Annotated in this window: 13 protein-coding genes; 6 read left to right on the forward strand and 7 right to left on the reverse strand. The window is 67.8% G+C overall.

Annotation, left to right across the window (positions count from 1 at the left end):
* Positions 1-35 precede the first annotated feature (35 nt).
* Complete coding sequence (locus L0U85_RS09425; RefSeq protein WP_241377507.1) at positions 36-494, reverse strand: hypothetical protein; 459 nt, start codon at positions 492-494, stop codon at positions 36-38.
* Between the two features lie 293 nt (positions 495-787).
* Here L0U85_RS09425 and L0U85_RS09430 point away from each other — a divergent pair, with 293 nt between their 5' ends.
* The 4 genes from L0U85_RS09430 (at position 788) to L0U85_RS09445 (ending at position 5,709) form a co-directional block, all read left to right on the forward strand.
* Positions 788-1,936, forward strand: coding sequence for a plasmid pRiA4b ORF-3 family protein (locus tag L0U85_RS09430; RefSeq protein ID WP_241377508.1), 1,149 nt, complete (start codon positions 788-790; stop codon positions 1,934-1,936).
* 96 nt (positions 1,937-2,032) lie between these two features.
* Positions 2,033-3,391, forward strand: coding sequence for a DUF2786 domain-containing protein (locus L0U85_RS09435; RefSeq protein ID WP_241377509.1), 1,359 nt, complete (start codon positions 2,033-2,035; stop codon positions 3,389-3,391).
* Positions 3,392-3,668: 277 nt separating this feature from the next.
* On the forward strand, positions 3,669-4,019 hold the full coding sequence (locus L0U85_RS09440) for a DUF1622 domain-containing protein (RefSeq protein ID WP_241377510.1): 351 nt from the start codon (positions 3,669-3,671) through the stop codon (positions 4,017-4,019).
* A 154-nt stretch (positions 4,020-4,173) separates the two neighbouring features.
* On the forward strand, positions 4,174-5,709 hold the full coding sequence (locus L0U85_RS09445) for a plasmid pRiA4b ORF-3 family protein (RefSeq protein ID WP_241377555.1): 1,536 nt from the start codon (positions 4,174-4,176) through the stop codon (positions 5,707-5,709).
* A 17-nt stretch (positions 5,710-5,726) separates the two neighbouring features.
* Here the strand turns inward: L0U85_RS09445 and L0U85_RS09450 are convergent, their stop codons facing one another.
* The 6 genes from L0U85_RS09450 to L0U85_RS09475 all read right to left on the reverse strand — a co-directional run bounded on the left by L0U85_RS09450 (position 5,727) and on the right by L0U85_RS09475 (position 12,497).
* Complete coding sequence (locus L0U85_RS09450) at positions 5,727-6,929, reverse strand: hypothetical protein (RefSeq protein WP_241377511.1); 1,203 nt, start codon at positions 6,927-6,929, stop codon at positions 5,727-5,729.
* A complete protein-coding gene (locus L0U85_RS09455; protein ID WP_241377512.1) occupies positions 6,926-7,090 on the reverse strand; it encodes a hypothetical protein in 165 nt (54 codons plus the stop codon). Before L0U85_RS09455 ends, L0U85_RS09450 begins: the two co-directional genes overlap by 4 nt.
* 500 nt (positions 7,091-7,590) lie before the next feature.
* Positions 7,591-8,433 (reverse strand): alpha/beta fold hydrolase, encoded by an 843-nt coding sequence (locus L0U85_RS09460; protein ID WP_241377513.1) that lies wholly within the window; start codon positions 8,431-8,433, stop codon positions 7,591-7,593.
* 92 nt (positions 8,434-8,525) lie between these two features.
* Positions 8,526-10,547 carry a hypothetical protein gene (locus tag L0U85_RS09465; protein ID WP_241377514.1) on the reverse strand — a complete coding sequence of 674 codons (2,022 nt, stop codon included), beginning with the start codon at positions 10,545-10,547 and terminating at the stop codon, positions 8,526-8,528.
* A gap of 367 nt (positions 10,548-10,914) precedes the next feature.
* Complete coding sequence (locus L0U85_RS09470) at positions 10,915-11,382, reverse strand: NUDIX domain-containing protein (RefSeq protein ID WP_241377515.1); 468 nt, start codon at positions 11,380-11,382, stop codon at positions 10,915-10,917.
* 302 nt (positions 11,383-11,684) lie between these two features.
* Complete coding sequence (locus tag L0U85_RS09475) at positions 11,685-12,497, reverse strand: CPBP family intramembrane glutamic endopeptidase (protein ID WP_241377516.1); 813 nt, start codon at positions 12,495-12,497, stop codon at positions 11,685-11,687.
* Positions 12,498-12,687: 190 nt separating this feature from the next.
* On the opposite strand from L0U85_RS09475, the gene L0U85_RS09480 reads away from it, so the two are divergent.
* The gene (locus L0U85_RS09480) at positions 12,688-13,371 is read left to right on the forward strand and encodes an SDR family NAD(P)-dependent oxidoreductase (RefSeq protein ID WP_241377517.1); all 684 of its coding nucleotides are present in this window, start codon (positions 12,688-12,690) and stop codon (positions 13,369-13,371) included.
* Between the two features lie 254 nt (positions 13,372-13,625).
* Positions 13,626-14,492, forward strand: a complete 867-nt coding sequence (locus L0U85_RS09485) for a GNAT family N-acetyltransferase (protein WP_241377518.1) — start codon at positions 13,626-13,628, stop codon at positions 14,490-14,492.
* Positions 14,493-14,502 lie beyond the last annotated feature (10 nt).

The raw sequence follows: 14,502 nt of genomic DNA on the forward strand, positions 1-14,502 counted from the left end.
GCGGAAGGTGTCGGGCCCGGTCGAGACCGGGCCGGTCAGCGCTTCAGTGTGCGTGCGTGCTGCTGTGCCCGCAGCGCCGCGAACATCGGCTTCCTAGATGGGGACTCCGCCAGGCCGCCGTAGAGGACCGCGGTGACGGCGGCCGATGCCGCGGCGTCGTCTGCCGCGGAGATGCCGGCGGCGAGGATGTCGAGAATTTCGTCTGCCGCGGCCGCCACGAGCTCGGGATCGGCCGTCTTGGCCGCGTTGGAGAACCCGAAAGCGAGGTCGTTGTCGCCGATGACGCGGCGGGCGGCGCAGGTATGCACGCGTTGCCCGTACCCTGTGCCGTCGATCCAGGTCTCGACCTTGTATACGAGTTGGCCCGCCGACTGGTCCCACAGCAGGTCGCCCTTGAGGAGGGCCGACAAGGCGGGGAGCTGCTGCTGCGCGTGCTCGGGTTTGGCTTCGAGGACGGCCGCAGCGTCGTCCTTGGAAAGATAGCTGTTGGACATGTATCAACCGTAACCGGCCGAGACGGAGATTCCGCACCGATCGGATCGCGACTTCGAAATATCGTCGCGGCAGCAGGCGCTCACCCGGCCGAGGCGGAGGTCCTGGAGAGGCGGCGATGCCCTCGAAGATCGTCTCGATCCACCGTCGCGTCGAGTCGCTCGCGGTGAAACATGCTGCCTTACCTCCGAGCCGCGGCTACGCACCAGGCGGCCGATCGCACGCTGCCGCAGATGTCTAGGCTTGCTGCCGTCCAGAAGCTGTCCGGCTCCGGCCGCAAGGAGGATTCTCCTCGATGAACTCAGTCCAGCTGACGATTTCGCTGCGGAACCATCGCCCCTCCGTCAAGCGGACCGTCGTCGTACCGTCCGATGCCTCGCTGTACCTGCTCCACCGGGTGATCGAGCTCGCCTTCGACTGGGACGGCGATCACCTCTACCTTTTCGAGACCCGCCGCGGCAGGTGGGGCGACCCGATGCTGGACGACGTGATCGACGACGAGGCCGCGTCGGTCGCGACCCTCGCGACCAGGGAGGGCGCGGCATTCACCTACGTGTTCGACCTGGGAGACAAGTGGGTCCATGACATCAACGTGGACGGCCTCGCCGAAGGCCGCCGCCTCGCCTGCCTGTCCGCTTCAGGGCCGAACCCGATCCAGTACCACGGCGACGAACCGGTCCCGTTCGACCTCGACGAGTTGAACCGGTGGCTTGCCGAGATCGACCTGACCGAGTTCGAACCCAAGCCCGCCGAAGCGGCCGAACCCGAGTGGAATCTCCCGGCCGAGTCCGCCGCTCGCTTCGCCCCGGAAGTGCGCGCACTGCCCGTGATAGCCGCCTTCACCGACCTCGCGCGCTGGGCCGCACCGGGCCGGTCCACCACCCCGGTCGGCTACCTGAAACGGGCTGAGGTCCCTGCCGCCCACGAGGTGCTCGGGCTGCCCGCTCCTCAACCGAAGTTTCACTCGGCGCGCAACCTCACCCGCTTCAACGGCTGGTGGCAGACCGCCATCGAGACCGGATTCATCGACATCGGCACCTCCACGGCAGTGGACGGACCAGCACCGAAAGAACTCGAGGACGACCAGTCAGCCGTGGGACTCTGGCTCGACCTCGTCCGCCGCTCACTGTTCTCATGGCGGGCCGAACACGGCCTGTTCCACAGCGAGCCCTTCGACAACTACGGCTCGAAACTCCATGCCCGCCGCCTGCTCGACCAGGCGGCTGCGGCCGACGAACCGCTGCCCGTAGCCGAGTTCGACGGCGGCGACAAGGAGTACAATCGCGAACTCCTCGCCCAGCTGAGCGACCTGGGGCTGCTGGCATCGGACGACCGAAACCGCTGGCAGCTCAGCGAGCTCGGCCGAGCCGCCGTCAGCGCGTTCGCCTACCCTGTTGCGTGGCTGCTCCGCGACCAAGGCGAGGACCCCGACGACGATGCTTGAGCCCTCGATTGAGGCGACCCACACCGCACTTTCTCGGCGGAACCCATAACCGCACGCCGGTTCGATCGTCATACAAGCAGACAGGAGAGGAGACCCATGGGCAGGAACAACCGGCAGCGTCGCCAAGCGAAGGCCAGAGCCCGCAGACAACGAGCGCAGCAGCACGAAACCGTCGACTCGATCCCCCACCAGCCCCGCCCAGGCAGCGCCGAGCAGCGTGCCGAAGCCCGCTACGCCGTCCAAGCGGGGCTCCGGAACGGCTCCTGCGACTGCGGCGAGTGCGGTGCCGTCACCTGGGAAGTCATCGCCCGAGAACTGGCCGCGCGTGTCAAGACACCAGGGTGGCGGGAAGCGGTGGGCCATGCATTCGTCGACCTCGGCGAACAGGTCATGTCCCAGCTGTGGAAGCACGGCTGGATGCCCCGGGACCTGCAGTGCGTGTTCGACAAGCGCCTGAACCGGGAAGCGGCCGGGATCGCGACGGCCCTCGCGTGCGGACAACTCCGCCAGTTCTCCGACGCGCGGCTCAGCGGCCTGTGGCGCGCCCAATACGCGGCGATGTCCGACGCCTCCCCGATCGAGGACCTGCGCACGCTCCTGTCCGAAGCCGAGCCGAAGACACTGCCGGGCCGGTGGGAGCTCCTGCTCGAAGTGCTGGACCTCCTGTCCCACCTGCCGGTGATCCCCTTTGTGCAACCCGAGCCGGGCGCCGCGAAGGTCGAAGCCGCGATGAGCCGGACCGCCGAGGGCTCGCGCGTCTACGAGAAGGTGCGGGCGCTGCTGGCGAAGGCCGAGTCGACCGACTCCGACGCCGAAGCCGAGGCGTTTACCGCCAAGGCCCAGCAGCTGATCACGCGCTACTCCATCGACGAGGCCCGGCTTGACGCCGAGGGCGACCGCAGGAGCGAGCCGGCTGCGGTCCGCGTCCCGGTCGAGCGGCCCTACGAAGGCCCGAAGGCCGAACTGCTCGACTACATCGCCGCGGCCAACCAGTGCCGGGCGGTCTACAGCCCGAAGCTCGGGTTCTCGACGATGTTCGGCGAGGCATCGTCGCTGCGCTCGGTGGAACTGCTGTTCAACTCGCTGCTGGTGCAGGCGCAATCGGCGCTGACCCGAGAGGGCTCGCGCCGCGACTCGTACGGACGATCCCGCACCCGCTCGTTCCGGCAGTCGTTCCTGGCCTCCTACGCGGTCCGCATCGGGGAGCGCCTGCGCGAATCGGTCGACGCCACCGCCCGCGAAGCCGGGGCCGAAGCGGGCACCGACCTGGTGCCGCTGCTGGAAGTGCGCATGGAGGCCGCCGACGCCAAGGCCGAGGAGGAGTTCCCCACCATGTACGCCCGCCAGGCGACCAGAGTCACCGACTACGAGGGCCACATCGCCGGCCGGGCCGCGGCCGACCGCGCCAGACTCCAAGGCGCCGAAGCCATCGCGAGTGAATCGCCCCGGCGGTGACACGGGATCCGCTCCGTCGATGAACGGTCCGGTCTCAGCCGGCTCGCCGCCGTCCAGGTCCCCGGCCAGTCGCAGCAGCCGCTACAGCGTCGAACTCCGAGTGCCGAGGCCGGAGCGAGCCCCGGTCACCGCGACCAATCCGATTCCGCCCACACGCCTGACCCGGTTGGCCTAGCCTCTAGCGATCGAGGGCTCGGTCGGCGGGGACGCGGCCGAGCTGCGTAGAAGCGCCTTCGCGGAAGCGCGCGGGCACGCGGCATCGGGAGCGGAGGAGCGCATGGACTTCGAGACGACGGTGGAGGCCATAGGCACGGCCGTGGACGCGGCGGGAGTGGCGATCATCGTGGTCGGGGCCCTGGCGGTGACGGTGCAGTTCGCTCTGGGGCTGACCGCCCGAATGGAGATCGCCTCGGGCTATCGCCGCTACCGTCAGGGCCTGGGTCGGGTCATCCTGCTCGGCCTGGAGTTCCTGGTGGCCGGTGACATCATCAAGACGGTCGCGGTCTCTCCGACCTTCGTCAGTGTCGGCGTGCTCGCGGTCATCGTCCTGGTCAGGACGTTCCTGAGCTTCTCGCTCGAAGTCGAGTTGGAAGGCCGCTGGCCCTGGCAGGGCAGGCGGAACGACTGACGAACCCGGATCGGCATCGACACGCGGCCGACCCGATCCGAAGCGGCCACAGCCCGCGAGCCCCTGCGACCGGGAGGCGGCCGGGGGCGAGCTCGAGGCTCAGGGCGGATCGCCCGTCTTCTGCCGGTCGCGAGACAATGGCCGTGTGAGTTCGATGAAACGTCGCCGTCGCAGGCGAAAAGAATCGCAATCGCAGCCCGACCCGGCTGTCGTGGCCGCACTGATGCTCGATGAGACCCTCGCCGCGTTCGCGGAATTCTCCACCTGGTCGACCCCGAACGAAGCGGAAGCAGGGGGATTCTCAGTCCTGGGACCGCTCCTGCTGAACGGAGAGTCGGAACCGGTCGTGCTCCAGCTGATCGACTCGGCGCTGGCCGAACCGAAGCCCGGCGCGGTCACGTTCCTGGGAATCCTCGCCTCACTGGGGAGGCGACACACGCAGGTCCGCGAACGTGCGACGAACGGCATCGCGACGCTGAAGGCCGCCGGGGAGCCGGCGCCGCCGTGGATCGACGTCCTCGCGTCGGATGTCGAGGGGATCGAGTGCCGCCGGATCTCCCATCCCCTGCTGGACCTGGTGATGTTGACGGCCGAATGGACCCGAGGCGACGTCCGCGAGGGCGCGACGGTACTCCTCGACGACACCGAGGACGCCGTGCAGGCCGGAGTAGGCTCCGCCGACGAAGCCGATGCCATCGCGACGCAGTTCATGGCGGAGGTCAAGCAGCACGGCTTCGAAACCGAGGCGATCTCCGTGTCGCCGGGAGTCTTCCGCGCGGAGGCGCTGGAACCATTGCGCACCTTCGTCGAGGAGACGGTGGAGAACCTCGAAGGTGTCACCGATCTCGGAGAGGAGGAGTTCACCGACTTCATCGGAGCGGTGATGCTCATGCTGAGACTCGAGCAGTTCCCCGAGCCGACCGAAGCGGATGAGGCCGCCGTCGACAGCTTCTACGCCCCACCGACCCTCGGCGACCTGGAGGTCGCGATCGGCCGACTGGGCGAGAACCTCCTCGGAACCGGGGATCCGGTCAGCTACCTCACGACGATGCCTCCGCGCCCCGAGTTGCCTCCGGCGCGGCAGCCCGGCTCCGGCCCCGCACCGGTCTACCGGCTGCGAGTGGACCTGCGGCATGCCAAACCGCCGATCTGGCGGCGTCTGGAGGTCACCGGCGACACGACGCTGGAGACGCTGCACGAGGTGCTGCAGGTCGCCTTCGACTGGAACAACTCGCACCTGAACTGCTTCACCACCGACTACGGCGAGTACGGCGCGTCCACGTTCTTCGGCGGCGGAGACTCCCTTGAGGACGCTTCGCAGGTGACCGTGGAGCAGGTGCTCGGCGGCGTCGGCGACAAGATCTCCTATATGTACGACTTCGGCGACAGCCACGATCACCTCATCAAGGTCGAGGCGATCCTCGATCCGGCACCGGGCAACGCCTATCCCCGCTGCACCGGCGGGCGGCGCATCCCCCCGCCCGAGGACACCATGGGCTTCGGTCTGTGGAGCGAACAGGTCGAGGCCCTCGCCGATCCGAAACACGAGCACCACCAGGATGCGCTGGGCATGCTGGGGCTTGAGCCGGGCGACGCCGAAGGCGAGGAACGCAGGCAGTACTACCTCCAGATCCTCACCGCCCCCTTCGACGCGGCCGAGATCGACAAGTGCCTGGAGGACCTCCGCTGATCCGACCTTGCCTCGCCTTACTCGCCCGCGGTGGGGATGGCGCGCTCGTCGAGCCTGCGCTGGAACGCAGGCCGACGGGCGTACCGGGCCCGTAGCTCGACCAGGCGGGGCAGGACGGCGTCCTGGTGTCCGTCGCGCTGCGCGAGCGTCCACAGGTCCTCGACGATCTGCGCGGCCTCGTCGTACTCGCCCGACCGGCCGACCTCCACGAGCTGCCCGACCCGCTCCCACGCGGCCTCGGGGTCGCGCGCGAGCGCCCGGAACCTGCGGTCGCGCTCGATCCGCGCCCGCTTCGCCTCCTCGGCGGCGTGGGCGTCGGCTTCGGCCGCGGCAATGAATCGTTCGCGCTTCAGGCGCTGTTCGCGGTGCTCGGCGGCGGCATCGAGGAGTTCCCCGACGGTGCGCAGCCGGTCCGGGTCGCTGACCGCGCCCGACCGCTCACCCGCCGCGAGACGGGCCAGTTCCATGCGGACGGCCTCACCCTCACCGGCAGCCACCCTGGCGAGCAGGTTGTCCTTGTCGCTTTCGGACAGACTGCGAATCGCCTCCTCCGCATCCTGACCTGTGGAGCCGGTGCGTTCCGGGCTGTTCCCGGCTGCGACGGCCAGCAGGTCGCGGTCGAGCCGCAGGAAATCCGCCAGCGCCCGCTGCGGCCCGGTCAAGCGACCGAGCCCGGCCGGGACGGGCGGCTCGAGCCGGTCTTCGTCCTCGGGCGGGAAGGCCGCCTCGTCGACTTCCCAGCGGCCGTATGCGGCGAGCCAGGCCAGGTAGAGCCCGCGCAGGTCGCCGGTGGCGATCTCGTTGCGCACCCTGGCTATGACCGTCAGCGCGACCCCGAGGTCGCCTTCGTCCCAGACGTCTTCCCACTCGCCGCCGTCCTCGAAACCGGGGGAGAAGTCGAAGACGACAGTGCCTTTGCCCCGGCTGATCGAGCAGCCGGGGTCGGCGAAGTACTGCTCGCACAGCTTCATGTCGACCAGCCGCGAGGGCAGCTTCACCATGACCTGCCGCGAGCCCCAGTTGGCGAAGTAGAGGTGTGCGTCGTAGTAGCGCGACAGGAGCCGCCGGGGATCGCCGGAGAAGTCACCGTAGTGGTATTCGTTGACGAAGCCGGTCGCGCTGATCTTCGCCCGCGTCGAGGTCTTGCGGACCTCCGCCTGCTCCTCGGCTGTCAGCGGCCGGTCGACCGCCAGGAACTCGTAGTACTGGTAGGTGCTCATGCGTTCCCGCTCCACTGTCGATAGGCCGCGACCCATTCGGCTCCGACTGGAGGAGGATCGGGCAGCGGCAGGTCGCTCATGGCAATGCGTTGGCGATGCCCCGCAGCGACACAGACGGCGAGCGCCTCCTCGATGAGCGCTTCGAGCTCGGATCGATTCACGCCCAGAGTCTAAAGGGCCGCAGCGCGATGAACCGGTCGAGGCAGCGGCTGGGGACCGATCGAAGGGGATTCAGCGGCGACGAGAAGGATCCCGTGGGTCGACGGCCTATGCCTGAGGTCGCCGGGCGCTGAAGGCGAGCATGTACGGGATCGCATGTTCACGGGGTTCGTGGACGTGCGCAAGCAAGAGTCCGGCATCGAGCGTTCCGTTGATCAGGTCGCTCAGCGGCAAGTGACGCATCCCCACTTGGCGGCGGACGCCGCCGTCGCTCCACCATGGTGCGGCCTCGTGCCTGCCCGTCTCTCGGTAGACGGGATGGATGATGCGGGCTCCGTCGTCCCTGTTCTGGACGTGCGGGCCGTTGAAACAGGGATGAACTCCGTAGAAGACGAACGGTCACCGGGCTGAAGTACCCGCGCCGCCTCCTTCATCACCTGCGCCCAATCGTCGACATCGGTCGAGGCCCACAAGGAGACCATCGTTGGGAACGTCGCATCAGTCACTTCAGGCCCAGGCCGTCGGCGAGCGTGACGATGCCGTCAATGAGAAGCGGGCCGCTGACGAGCTCGGGATCCTCGTGGCCGAAGGCATCGATCTCCACCGCTGTGACTTCGACTCCGAGGCCTTCCGCGGCGGTCGCGACCTCGATGCTCTGTTCGGCGGGCACCACCTGGTCGTCCGGGGCATATGCGACCAGTACCGGCACCGAGCTTTCGCTCAGGTACTCGGTGACCGGATAGCGGTCTTTCAACAACATGCCGACGGGCACGAACGGCATGTGCGAGCGGCCCGCGTCGGCCATGCTCGTGAACGGCGAGCGCAGCACGATGCAGGCCGGTTCGACCTCGGTCGCCAGTCTAGTGGCGACGCCGGTGCCGAGGCTCTCGCCGAACAGCACGATCCGGTCCGGCTCGAATCCGGCCTCGTCGGTCAGATAGATCCACGCGGCCCGCGCGTCCGCGTACAGGCCGTCCTCGGTCGGTGAGCCGGGGTTGCCGCCGTAGCCGCGATAGTCGAACAGCAGCACGGTGAACCCCTCCCCGGCGAGTGCGCCGGCGAGCGGCATCCCTCCGGTCCGGTTGCCGGCGTTGCCGGGCGCGACGAGGACCGCTGCCGAGCGGTCGGCGCCGACCGGGTCGATCCGCCACGCGGACAGCTCCAGCCCGTCTTCGGTGCGAAGCAGCACTTCGACCGCGTCGTCGGGAACGGTCGGTGAGGAGGTGTTCGGGAGGTAGATGAATGAGCGCTGCGCGAACCACAGGGTGCCGAGCAGCGCCGAGACCACGAGCACGAGCGCCAGCGCGATGATCAGAGCGAGTCGGGGCATCCCGTTCCAGGTCATGACGCGGCTGTTTCTCCGGGGTGGTTCGGGGGTATCTGCTTTCGGGGTCTCCGACAGCTTACCGCCCTTTCGCCTCTCCGACATTTTTCACGCTATCGGCTGTCCCGCAGGAGTCTGGCGCGCCAGGACTTGAGAGCGTCTTCGTAGCCGAGCGCCTTCCAAGTGGCCTTGCCGACCAGGAACCGCAGTGCCTTCGCGGACAGGCCGACCAGTGCGGCGAACATCTTCTGCAGCGAGTACTTCAGGTCGTGGTACGACTGATCGTGAATGGCCACATAGAACACCCAGAACATGGCCCAGGGGAGGAGAACGGCCAGCGGAAGCAGATTCGGGAGGATCCCTGCCCAGTCGACCGGCGGAGCGTCGACGAGCGAGGACCACGCGTAGGAGGCCGCGACCATGACGCTTGATCCGAGGCCGTACCTCGCCCATCGCGACCGTTTCGTCTTGCCGCTTGCGACGAGAACGGCGCTGCCGGCCGACACCGTTGTCAGCAGCGCGACGAACGGGAGCGCCACTTCGCCGCCTCGGCTCAGCATCGCTCCGAGTGCGCCGCCGAGGCCGGCCGCGACTATGAACGAGGCGTTCCACGGAGTCCAGAACCGGTAGCCGTCGGCCAGGGCGTCCACTCGTGAACCGTGGCGTTCCGCGCGGGTCTTCCCGGCTTCATAGGGTCTGTCGATCGGGTGCACGTATGACAGCAGCACGGACAGGTGCGGCTTGGCGACCAGCTCTTCGGTGTGGTACCACCGGCGCATCAGGTCGATACGGCAGTAGCTGGCTGCGTCGAGGACCCAGGGCACCAGCACGAACATGACGCCGAGGAAGTAGTAGAAGGCCACCGCGGTGCCGCCGACGGCGGTGGTCAATGGAGCACCGGCCATGGTGACCGCCAGCCCTCCGCGGACCGCGTAGCCGAGTCCGGCCGCGAGCCAGATCATCACTACCCGCGGCGTCGGCGACGTGATCAGCTCGGTGGGCGCTTTCGAACGCAGCCACTCGTAGCAGACGCTGATCAGTGCCACGGTGCCGAGCAGCCAGAACGCCTCGGGCAGCAAGAAGAAGCCGACCGCCGCCGCGATGAGGAGCCGGACCAGCGCTACCGCCAGGCTCCAGTGGACGTATTGGCGGCTCGTCGCCGGATCGCTTCCCTGCGGAAGGCGGCCGCGCGCGTGGCTTTCGATGTGCCGCTGGTCCAGCGAGGTGTCCCTGACGTCGTTGTACTGGTATCGCGCTTGGTAGATCAGGAATTCCAGCACGACCAGGAGGATGAGGAAGTCGAGCCATCGCGTGAAGTCGCCGACGAGCAACGCCACCGGAATGTAGAGGACCGGCGCGTTGAACAACTTGGACCAGTCTTCGGGCCGCGGGAAGCCCAGGTAGGAGAGGATCGACCGCTGCCTGGACCGTTTCCGGAACTCCTCGACCGTAGGGAGGTAGTCGCGGTTGCCGGCTCTCGCCGATGCGGCCAGGACCGCCTTCATGAACAGGCTGCGACCGCCCAGGCCGGCGGCGATGTACTCGTAGACCACGAGTGCGAACAGCGGACCGTAGAAGGCCGCCATGAGGATCTGCACCCATTGCTCGACGTTGAGCCCGATGAAGAAGGTGATGCCCAGGAACGCCACGGAGGCCGAGACGACGACCAGTCTCGCCAGGAGCCGGTGGCTGATTCTCCCGCGTCTGAGGCTGGTGAGTTCGGTGGTCAGTGTCATGTACATGCCTGGACCGGGCGCGGTTCCGGGCATTTCCTCGAACGGCCGGTGAACGTATTCGCGCAGTTGCCGTTCGACGGCTCGCAGGTAGTAGTTGCGGACGGTTGCCAGGGCGCCGAGCATCAGCAGGAACGCCGCTGTCGCCGTGGGAATCAGCGGCGCGCCGGCCAGGACGAGTGGCGGCAGCTGTTGGCATTCGCTGGGGTCCAGGTCCGGCTGGAAGTTGCAGGTCTGCATGAGCATCGCGCCGAGCAGGCCGATGAGTGTGATGACCAGGCCGACGCCGGCGGACTGGACGGTGAGCAGGGTCCGGTCGTCTTCGCGGCCGGACTGGTAGTCGGCGAGCAGCAGCTGGAAATGCCGGTCGGAATCGGGATCGGGTGCAGAATCTTCGCTCATGAGGGGTGTCAATCGTGGATTCGCGCTAGTAGTCCGATGAGGACAAAACGGCGGGACGTTCTCTCCTGTTCGAGGATTCGCTTGTCCGCACAGGGGTTCGCGTGGGGCGAACCAGCAGCCTAAGGCGTCTTCATCCTATCAGCACAGAGTGATTGTCGCCACAATCTCGACCTTCGAGCAGCGGCCGACGCCGCCGAAGCGCTGTGGCGTCGCATGATCGCCCGCAACCGGCACAGGCGGGGCTGGAAGTCGTGCAGACAGTCCAACATGCGCCATCTTCAGCGGGCCGGTACGAAACCGAGATGCTCATCCGGCCGGGGCCGATCGTGGGATGCGTCAGCGCCAAGGCCACCGGAATGCCGACGTCTCAATGCTCGATCAAGCCACCCACCGGGACGGGAGCAACGTGGCCGGTTACCGGCCGCGTGTGCGCCAGGGCGAGGCCGACATCGACCAGTCCTGAGCGGCGCAGGTCGGCGACCTCGCGGATCGGGGTCCAGACCGACTCGGCGATGTCACCGTTCGGCTCGGGCCGGAGCTGCCCGCCGGCGATGCGAACCTGGTAGAAGACGCCGACATTCTGGTGCTCGATGCCGCCACCCGCGGCTGCCGCGGGAATCACCCTCGAGTCCACGCCCAGCAGTCGTTCGACCACCGCATAGCAACCGGTCTCCTCCGCTACCTCCCGAACCACCGCGTCGAACGGATCCTCCGCATGCTCGACCCTGCCGCCCGGCAAGGTCCAGTGGTTCTCGCCCGTCGCTGGGACACACCGGGCGAGCAGCACCCGATCGTCCTCGACGCACACGGCATACGCCGCCAGCCGGAAACTCATTCCCGCCACCTCCCACCGGACCCTATCGCAACCTCCGAGATCCACCCATCGGCATAAATGCGCAGTGGAGCCACATTGATATCGCATACCTTGGCGCACTGGAGGTTTCGGCACCGCTTGACGAATAGGAGGGAACCCGCAAGACGTTGCCCGACGCGCCGACCAACAGCGCGGGCTCCTCGGTGCCCACTTCGCGACTCGGCCAGGGTGGTCCAGAGCTGACCGTTCCAGCCGACGTACTGCCGCCGCCGTGAACGAGAAGGGACACCGTCCACTACGGACGGCGTCCTGTCCTGGGCTTTCTACATGATCCCCAAGGCGATGGCGACGACGCCGACCGCGGTCATGAGAAGGGCAGATCCAGGGTGCATCCAGATGGACGCCCGGATGTCGTGCTTGCGCCAGACGAACCAGACGCCGGGGAGCAGGAAGACGATCTTCGACAGGACCGTCCAAGGAGCCCAGAAGTGGTACACGGAGAACAAGACCGTGTTGAACAGCGGCGCCCACTTGCCCAGCTGGGGCAGGCGGGGAAGCAGGAAGCCCCGGAAGTAGTACTCCTCGATGAGCGGCAGGGTGAATCCGGTGAAGGGCAGGCAGATCAGCATGGTGATCAGGATGAACTGCCGCGAGTACGCGTCGAGGTAGGCGGTGGCGGAGCCGCCGGCGCCCTCATACGGGATCCAGGTGAAGAACGTGTCGAACATGAAGGAGTCCAGCGGAATGAGCGAGAGCGCCACCACGGTCATGTACACCAGGAAGCCGATGCCGATGGCTGTGATCTTCCCCCGGGAGAACGGCTTCTCCCGGTAATGCGCCACTCCGCCGCGCATCGTGTAGCGGCCGGTGCGCTTCTTTCCCAGCCACAGCAGGCCGAACTGGAGCGGGAAGAGCACGATGGCGAGTGCGATGGCCCAGGCCAGGAAGATCGGGTAGCCGACGGCCCGGGTGAAGGGTGCGGCGATCAACGCGTAGACGGCGACGATGAGGGCGCCGGGGACGAGATGGAGGGCGATGGACAGGGGAACCGAGTGACGGTCGGCGAGCAGCTTCTCGACGAATCGGTTCGGCCGGGAGGTCTTCGCGGTGGCCGCGGGGTTCTGCGTGTCGTTCATGACGAGAATGTTCGGGGAAGCCCCTGTCAAAGCCCTGACATGGCGCTGTCACGGCGACAACCTGGAGCCCACAGTGGTCCTTGACTGTCTCGACCGCGCCGGTTGCGGTTAGCGCCAACGAATCTCAACCGATCGGCGGTATCGAATTGCGGGAGAACGCGGGGCGAGCAGTGAGCGGATAACATGCGGTGTGGCCGGTGTACTGATCACCGGAGCGAGTCGCGGCATCGGATTTGCGCTGGCTCGCGAGTATCTGCAGCGGGGTGCCCGGGTATTCGCCGGCGTCCGCGACCCTGACCGCGCCTCGGCCTTGCACGACCTGGACACAGGCGAGCTCGTGGTCGTGCCTCTCGACGTCAGATCACAGCGCGACATCGAGGACGCCGCGGGTCTCGTCGCGTCCTGCGGAGGACTGGATCGCCTCGTCAACAATGCAGGCGTCCTTGAGTCGAGCTCCGGGCTCGCTGAGGTCGACGGCCCGCGGACGCTCGAGGTGTTGCGCGTCAACACTCTCGGCCCGGTGCTGATGGCCCAGCGGTTCCTCCACCTGCTGCGGCCGGACGCTCGACTGGTGAACCTCACGATGCCGACCAGACCGATCGGCACTCTCACCCGCACCGAGAACCACGCGTTCGTCGCCAGCCGCTACGCGCTCAACGCGCTGACGAAGATGATCGCCGTTGAAGTCGCCGACACCGGACCGATCGTGGCGGCCCTGTGGCCCGGATATCTGCAGACCGACATGACCGGCCATGCCGAGGCGGCGACTCCGCTGGAGGAGGCGATCCCCGGCGTGGTCGACCTCATCGAGCGACTCGGCCCTGCCGATCACGGATCATGCCTGCTGCCCGACGGCGCACACGCCCCCTGGTAATCGAATGGCGTGGCGCTGAACGATGGTGCCGCGCGTTCCGATTCGGACGCAGTCAGCAACGGAGCAGCTCGAGAGCGGCCGCATCCCCGACGAGTTGATCAAGCGGCACCTCACAGGCCCCGTGGGAACTCATGGTCCCGATTCTGCCACCGGGAACGCCCGCAGCGCCCACCTGCCTCGTCCTTCCCACCCCTGTCGAGCAGGCGTTCCGAACTCGGTTGCGGCCCGGCGTTGCGGTGGTGTCTGATCGGGGCATGGCGATCACGTTGAGGCAGCCCGCAGTCGACGATCTGAGTGAAGCCGCCGGCGTGCTGCGCCAGTGGCAGTACGACGGGGCGCCGATGCAACTGCACCCGGGAGACCTGGGCTGGTTCTGGCGGTTCGGCGCGGAGGAGACCGCCGCGGCGATCCGGACGTGGAGCCGAGACGGACGCATCCTCGCCGTCGGACTGCTGGACGGCGCGAGGCTGCTTCGGATGACGATCGCGCCGGACGCACACCGGGACGAGGAGCTGGCGCATCGGCTGGTCGAGGACATGACCGACCCCGAACGCGGCGTACTGCCCGAGGGGAGGGCGAACGTCGAGGCGCCGAAGGGCGCACTGGTCCGAGATCTGCTGCCCAAGTACGGCTGGAACACCGACGAGCCGTGGACACCGCTGCGCCGCGGCCTCACTGAGCCGGTGCAGGATCCGGGTGTGCGGATCGAAGTGGTCGGGCCGGAGCAGGTGCATGCGCGGGCCGCCGTGCAGCGGGCCTCGTTCGAGGCTTCGACGTTCACCGAGGAGCGCTGGCACGCGATGGCGGCCGGGCCGCTGTACGCCGACGCCCGGTGCCTGGTCGCGTACGACGACCAGGGCGAGGCGGTGGCAGTGGTGACGGTCTGGTCGGCCGGTCCGGACAGACCCGGGCTGATCGAGCCGATGGGCGTGCACCGGGACCATCGCGGTCACGGCTACGGCAAGGCGATCACCGTCGCCGCAGCGGCCGAACTCCAACAGCTGGGCTCGTCGAGCGCGATCGTCTGCACCCCGAGCTCCCTAGTCGGCGCCGTCGCCACCTACAAGTCCGCCGGCTTCCAGCCCTTCCCCGAGATCTGCGATCTATACCGAGACGGCTGACTGCGGCCTC

It is taken from the genome of Glycomyces sp. L485 (assembly GCF_022548875.1).
Taxonomy (GTDB): Bacteria; Actinomycetota; Actinomycetes; order Mycobacteriales; family Micromonosporaceae; genus Glycomyces.

What these genes read in the sequence shown, in the direction of transcription:
- L0U85_RS09465 (WP_241377514.1), bottom strand. Translation starts at nt 10,547, where the DNA reads ATGAGCGAAGATTCTGCACCCGATCCCGATTCCGACCGGCATTTCCAG.
- L0U85_RS09475 (WP_241377516.1), bottom strand. Translation starts at nt 12,497, where the DNA reads ATGAACGACACGCAGAACCCCGCGGCCACCGCGAAGACCTCCCGGCCG.
- L0U85_RS09440 (WP_241377510.1), top strand. Translation starts at nt 3,669, where the DNA reads ATGGACTTCGAGACGACGGTGGAGGCCATAGGCACGGCCGTGGACGCG.
- L0U85_RS09460 (WP_241377513.1), bottom strand. Translation starts at nt 8,433, where the DNA reads ATGACCTGGAACGGGATGCCCCGACTCGCTCTGATCATCGCGCTGGCG.
- L0U85_RS09430 (WP_241377508.1), top strand. Translation starts at nt 788, where the DNA reads ATGAACTCAGTCCAGCTGACGATTTCGCTGCGGAACCATCGCCCCTCC.
- L0U85_RS09425 (WP_241377507.1), bottom strand. Translation starts at nt 494, where the DNA reads ATGTCCAACAGCTATCTTTCCAAGGACGACGCTGCGGCCGTCCTCGAA.
- L0U85_RS09445 (WP_241377555.1), top strand. Translation starts at nt 4,174, where the DNA reads ATGAAACGTCGCCGTCGCAGGCGAAAAGAATCGCAATCGCAGCCCGAC.
- L0U85_RS09450 (WP_241377511.1), bottom strand. Translation starts at nt 6,929, where the DNA reads ATGAGCACCTACCAGTACTACGAGTTCCTGGCGGTCGACCGGCCGCTG.
- L0U85_RS09485 (WP_241377518.1), top strand. Translation starts at nt 13,626, where the DNA reads ATGGCGATCACGTTGAGGCAGCCCGCAGTCGACGATCTGAGTGAAGCC.
- L0U85_RS09470 (WP_241377515.1), bottom strand. Translation starts at nt 11,382, where the DNA reads ATGAGTTTCCGGCTGGCGGCGTATGCCGTGTGCGTCGAGGACGATCGG.
- L0U85_RS09435 (WP_241377509.1), top strand. Translation starts at nt 2,033, where the DNA reads ATGGGCAGGAACAACCGGCAGCGTCGCCAAGCGAAGGCCAGAGCCCGC.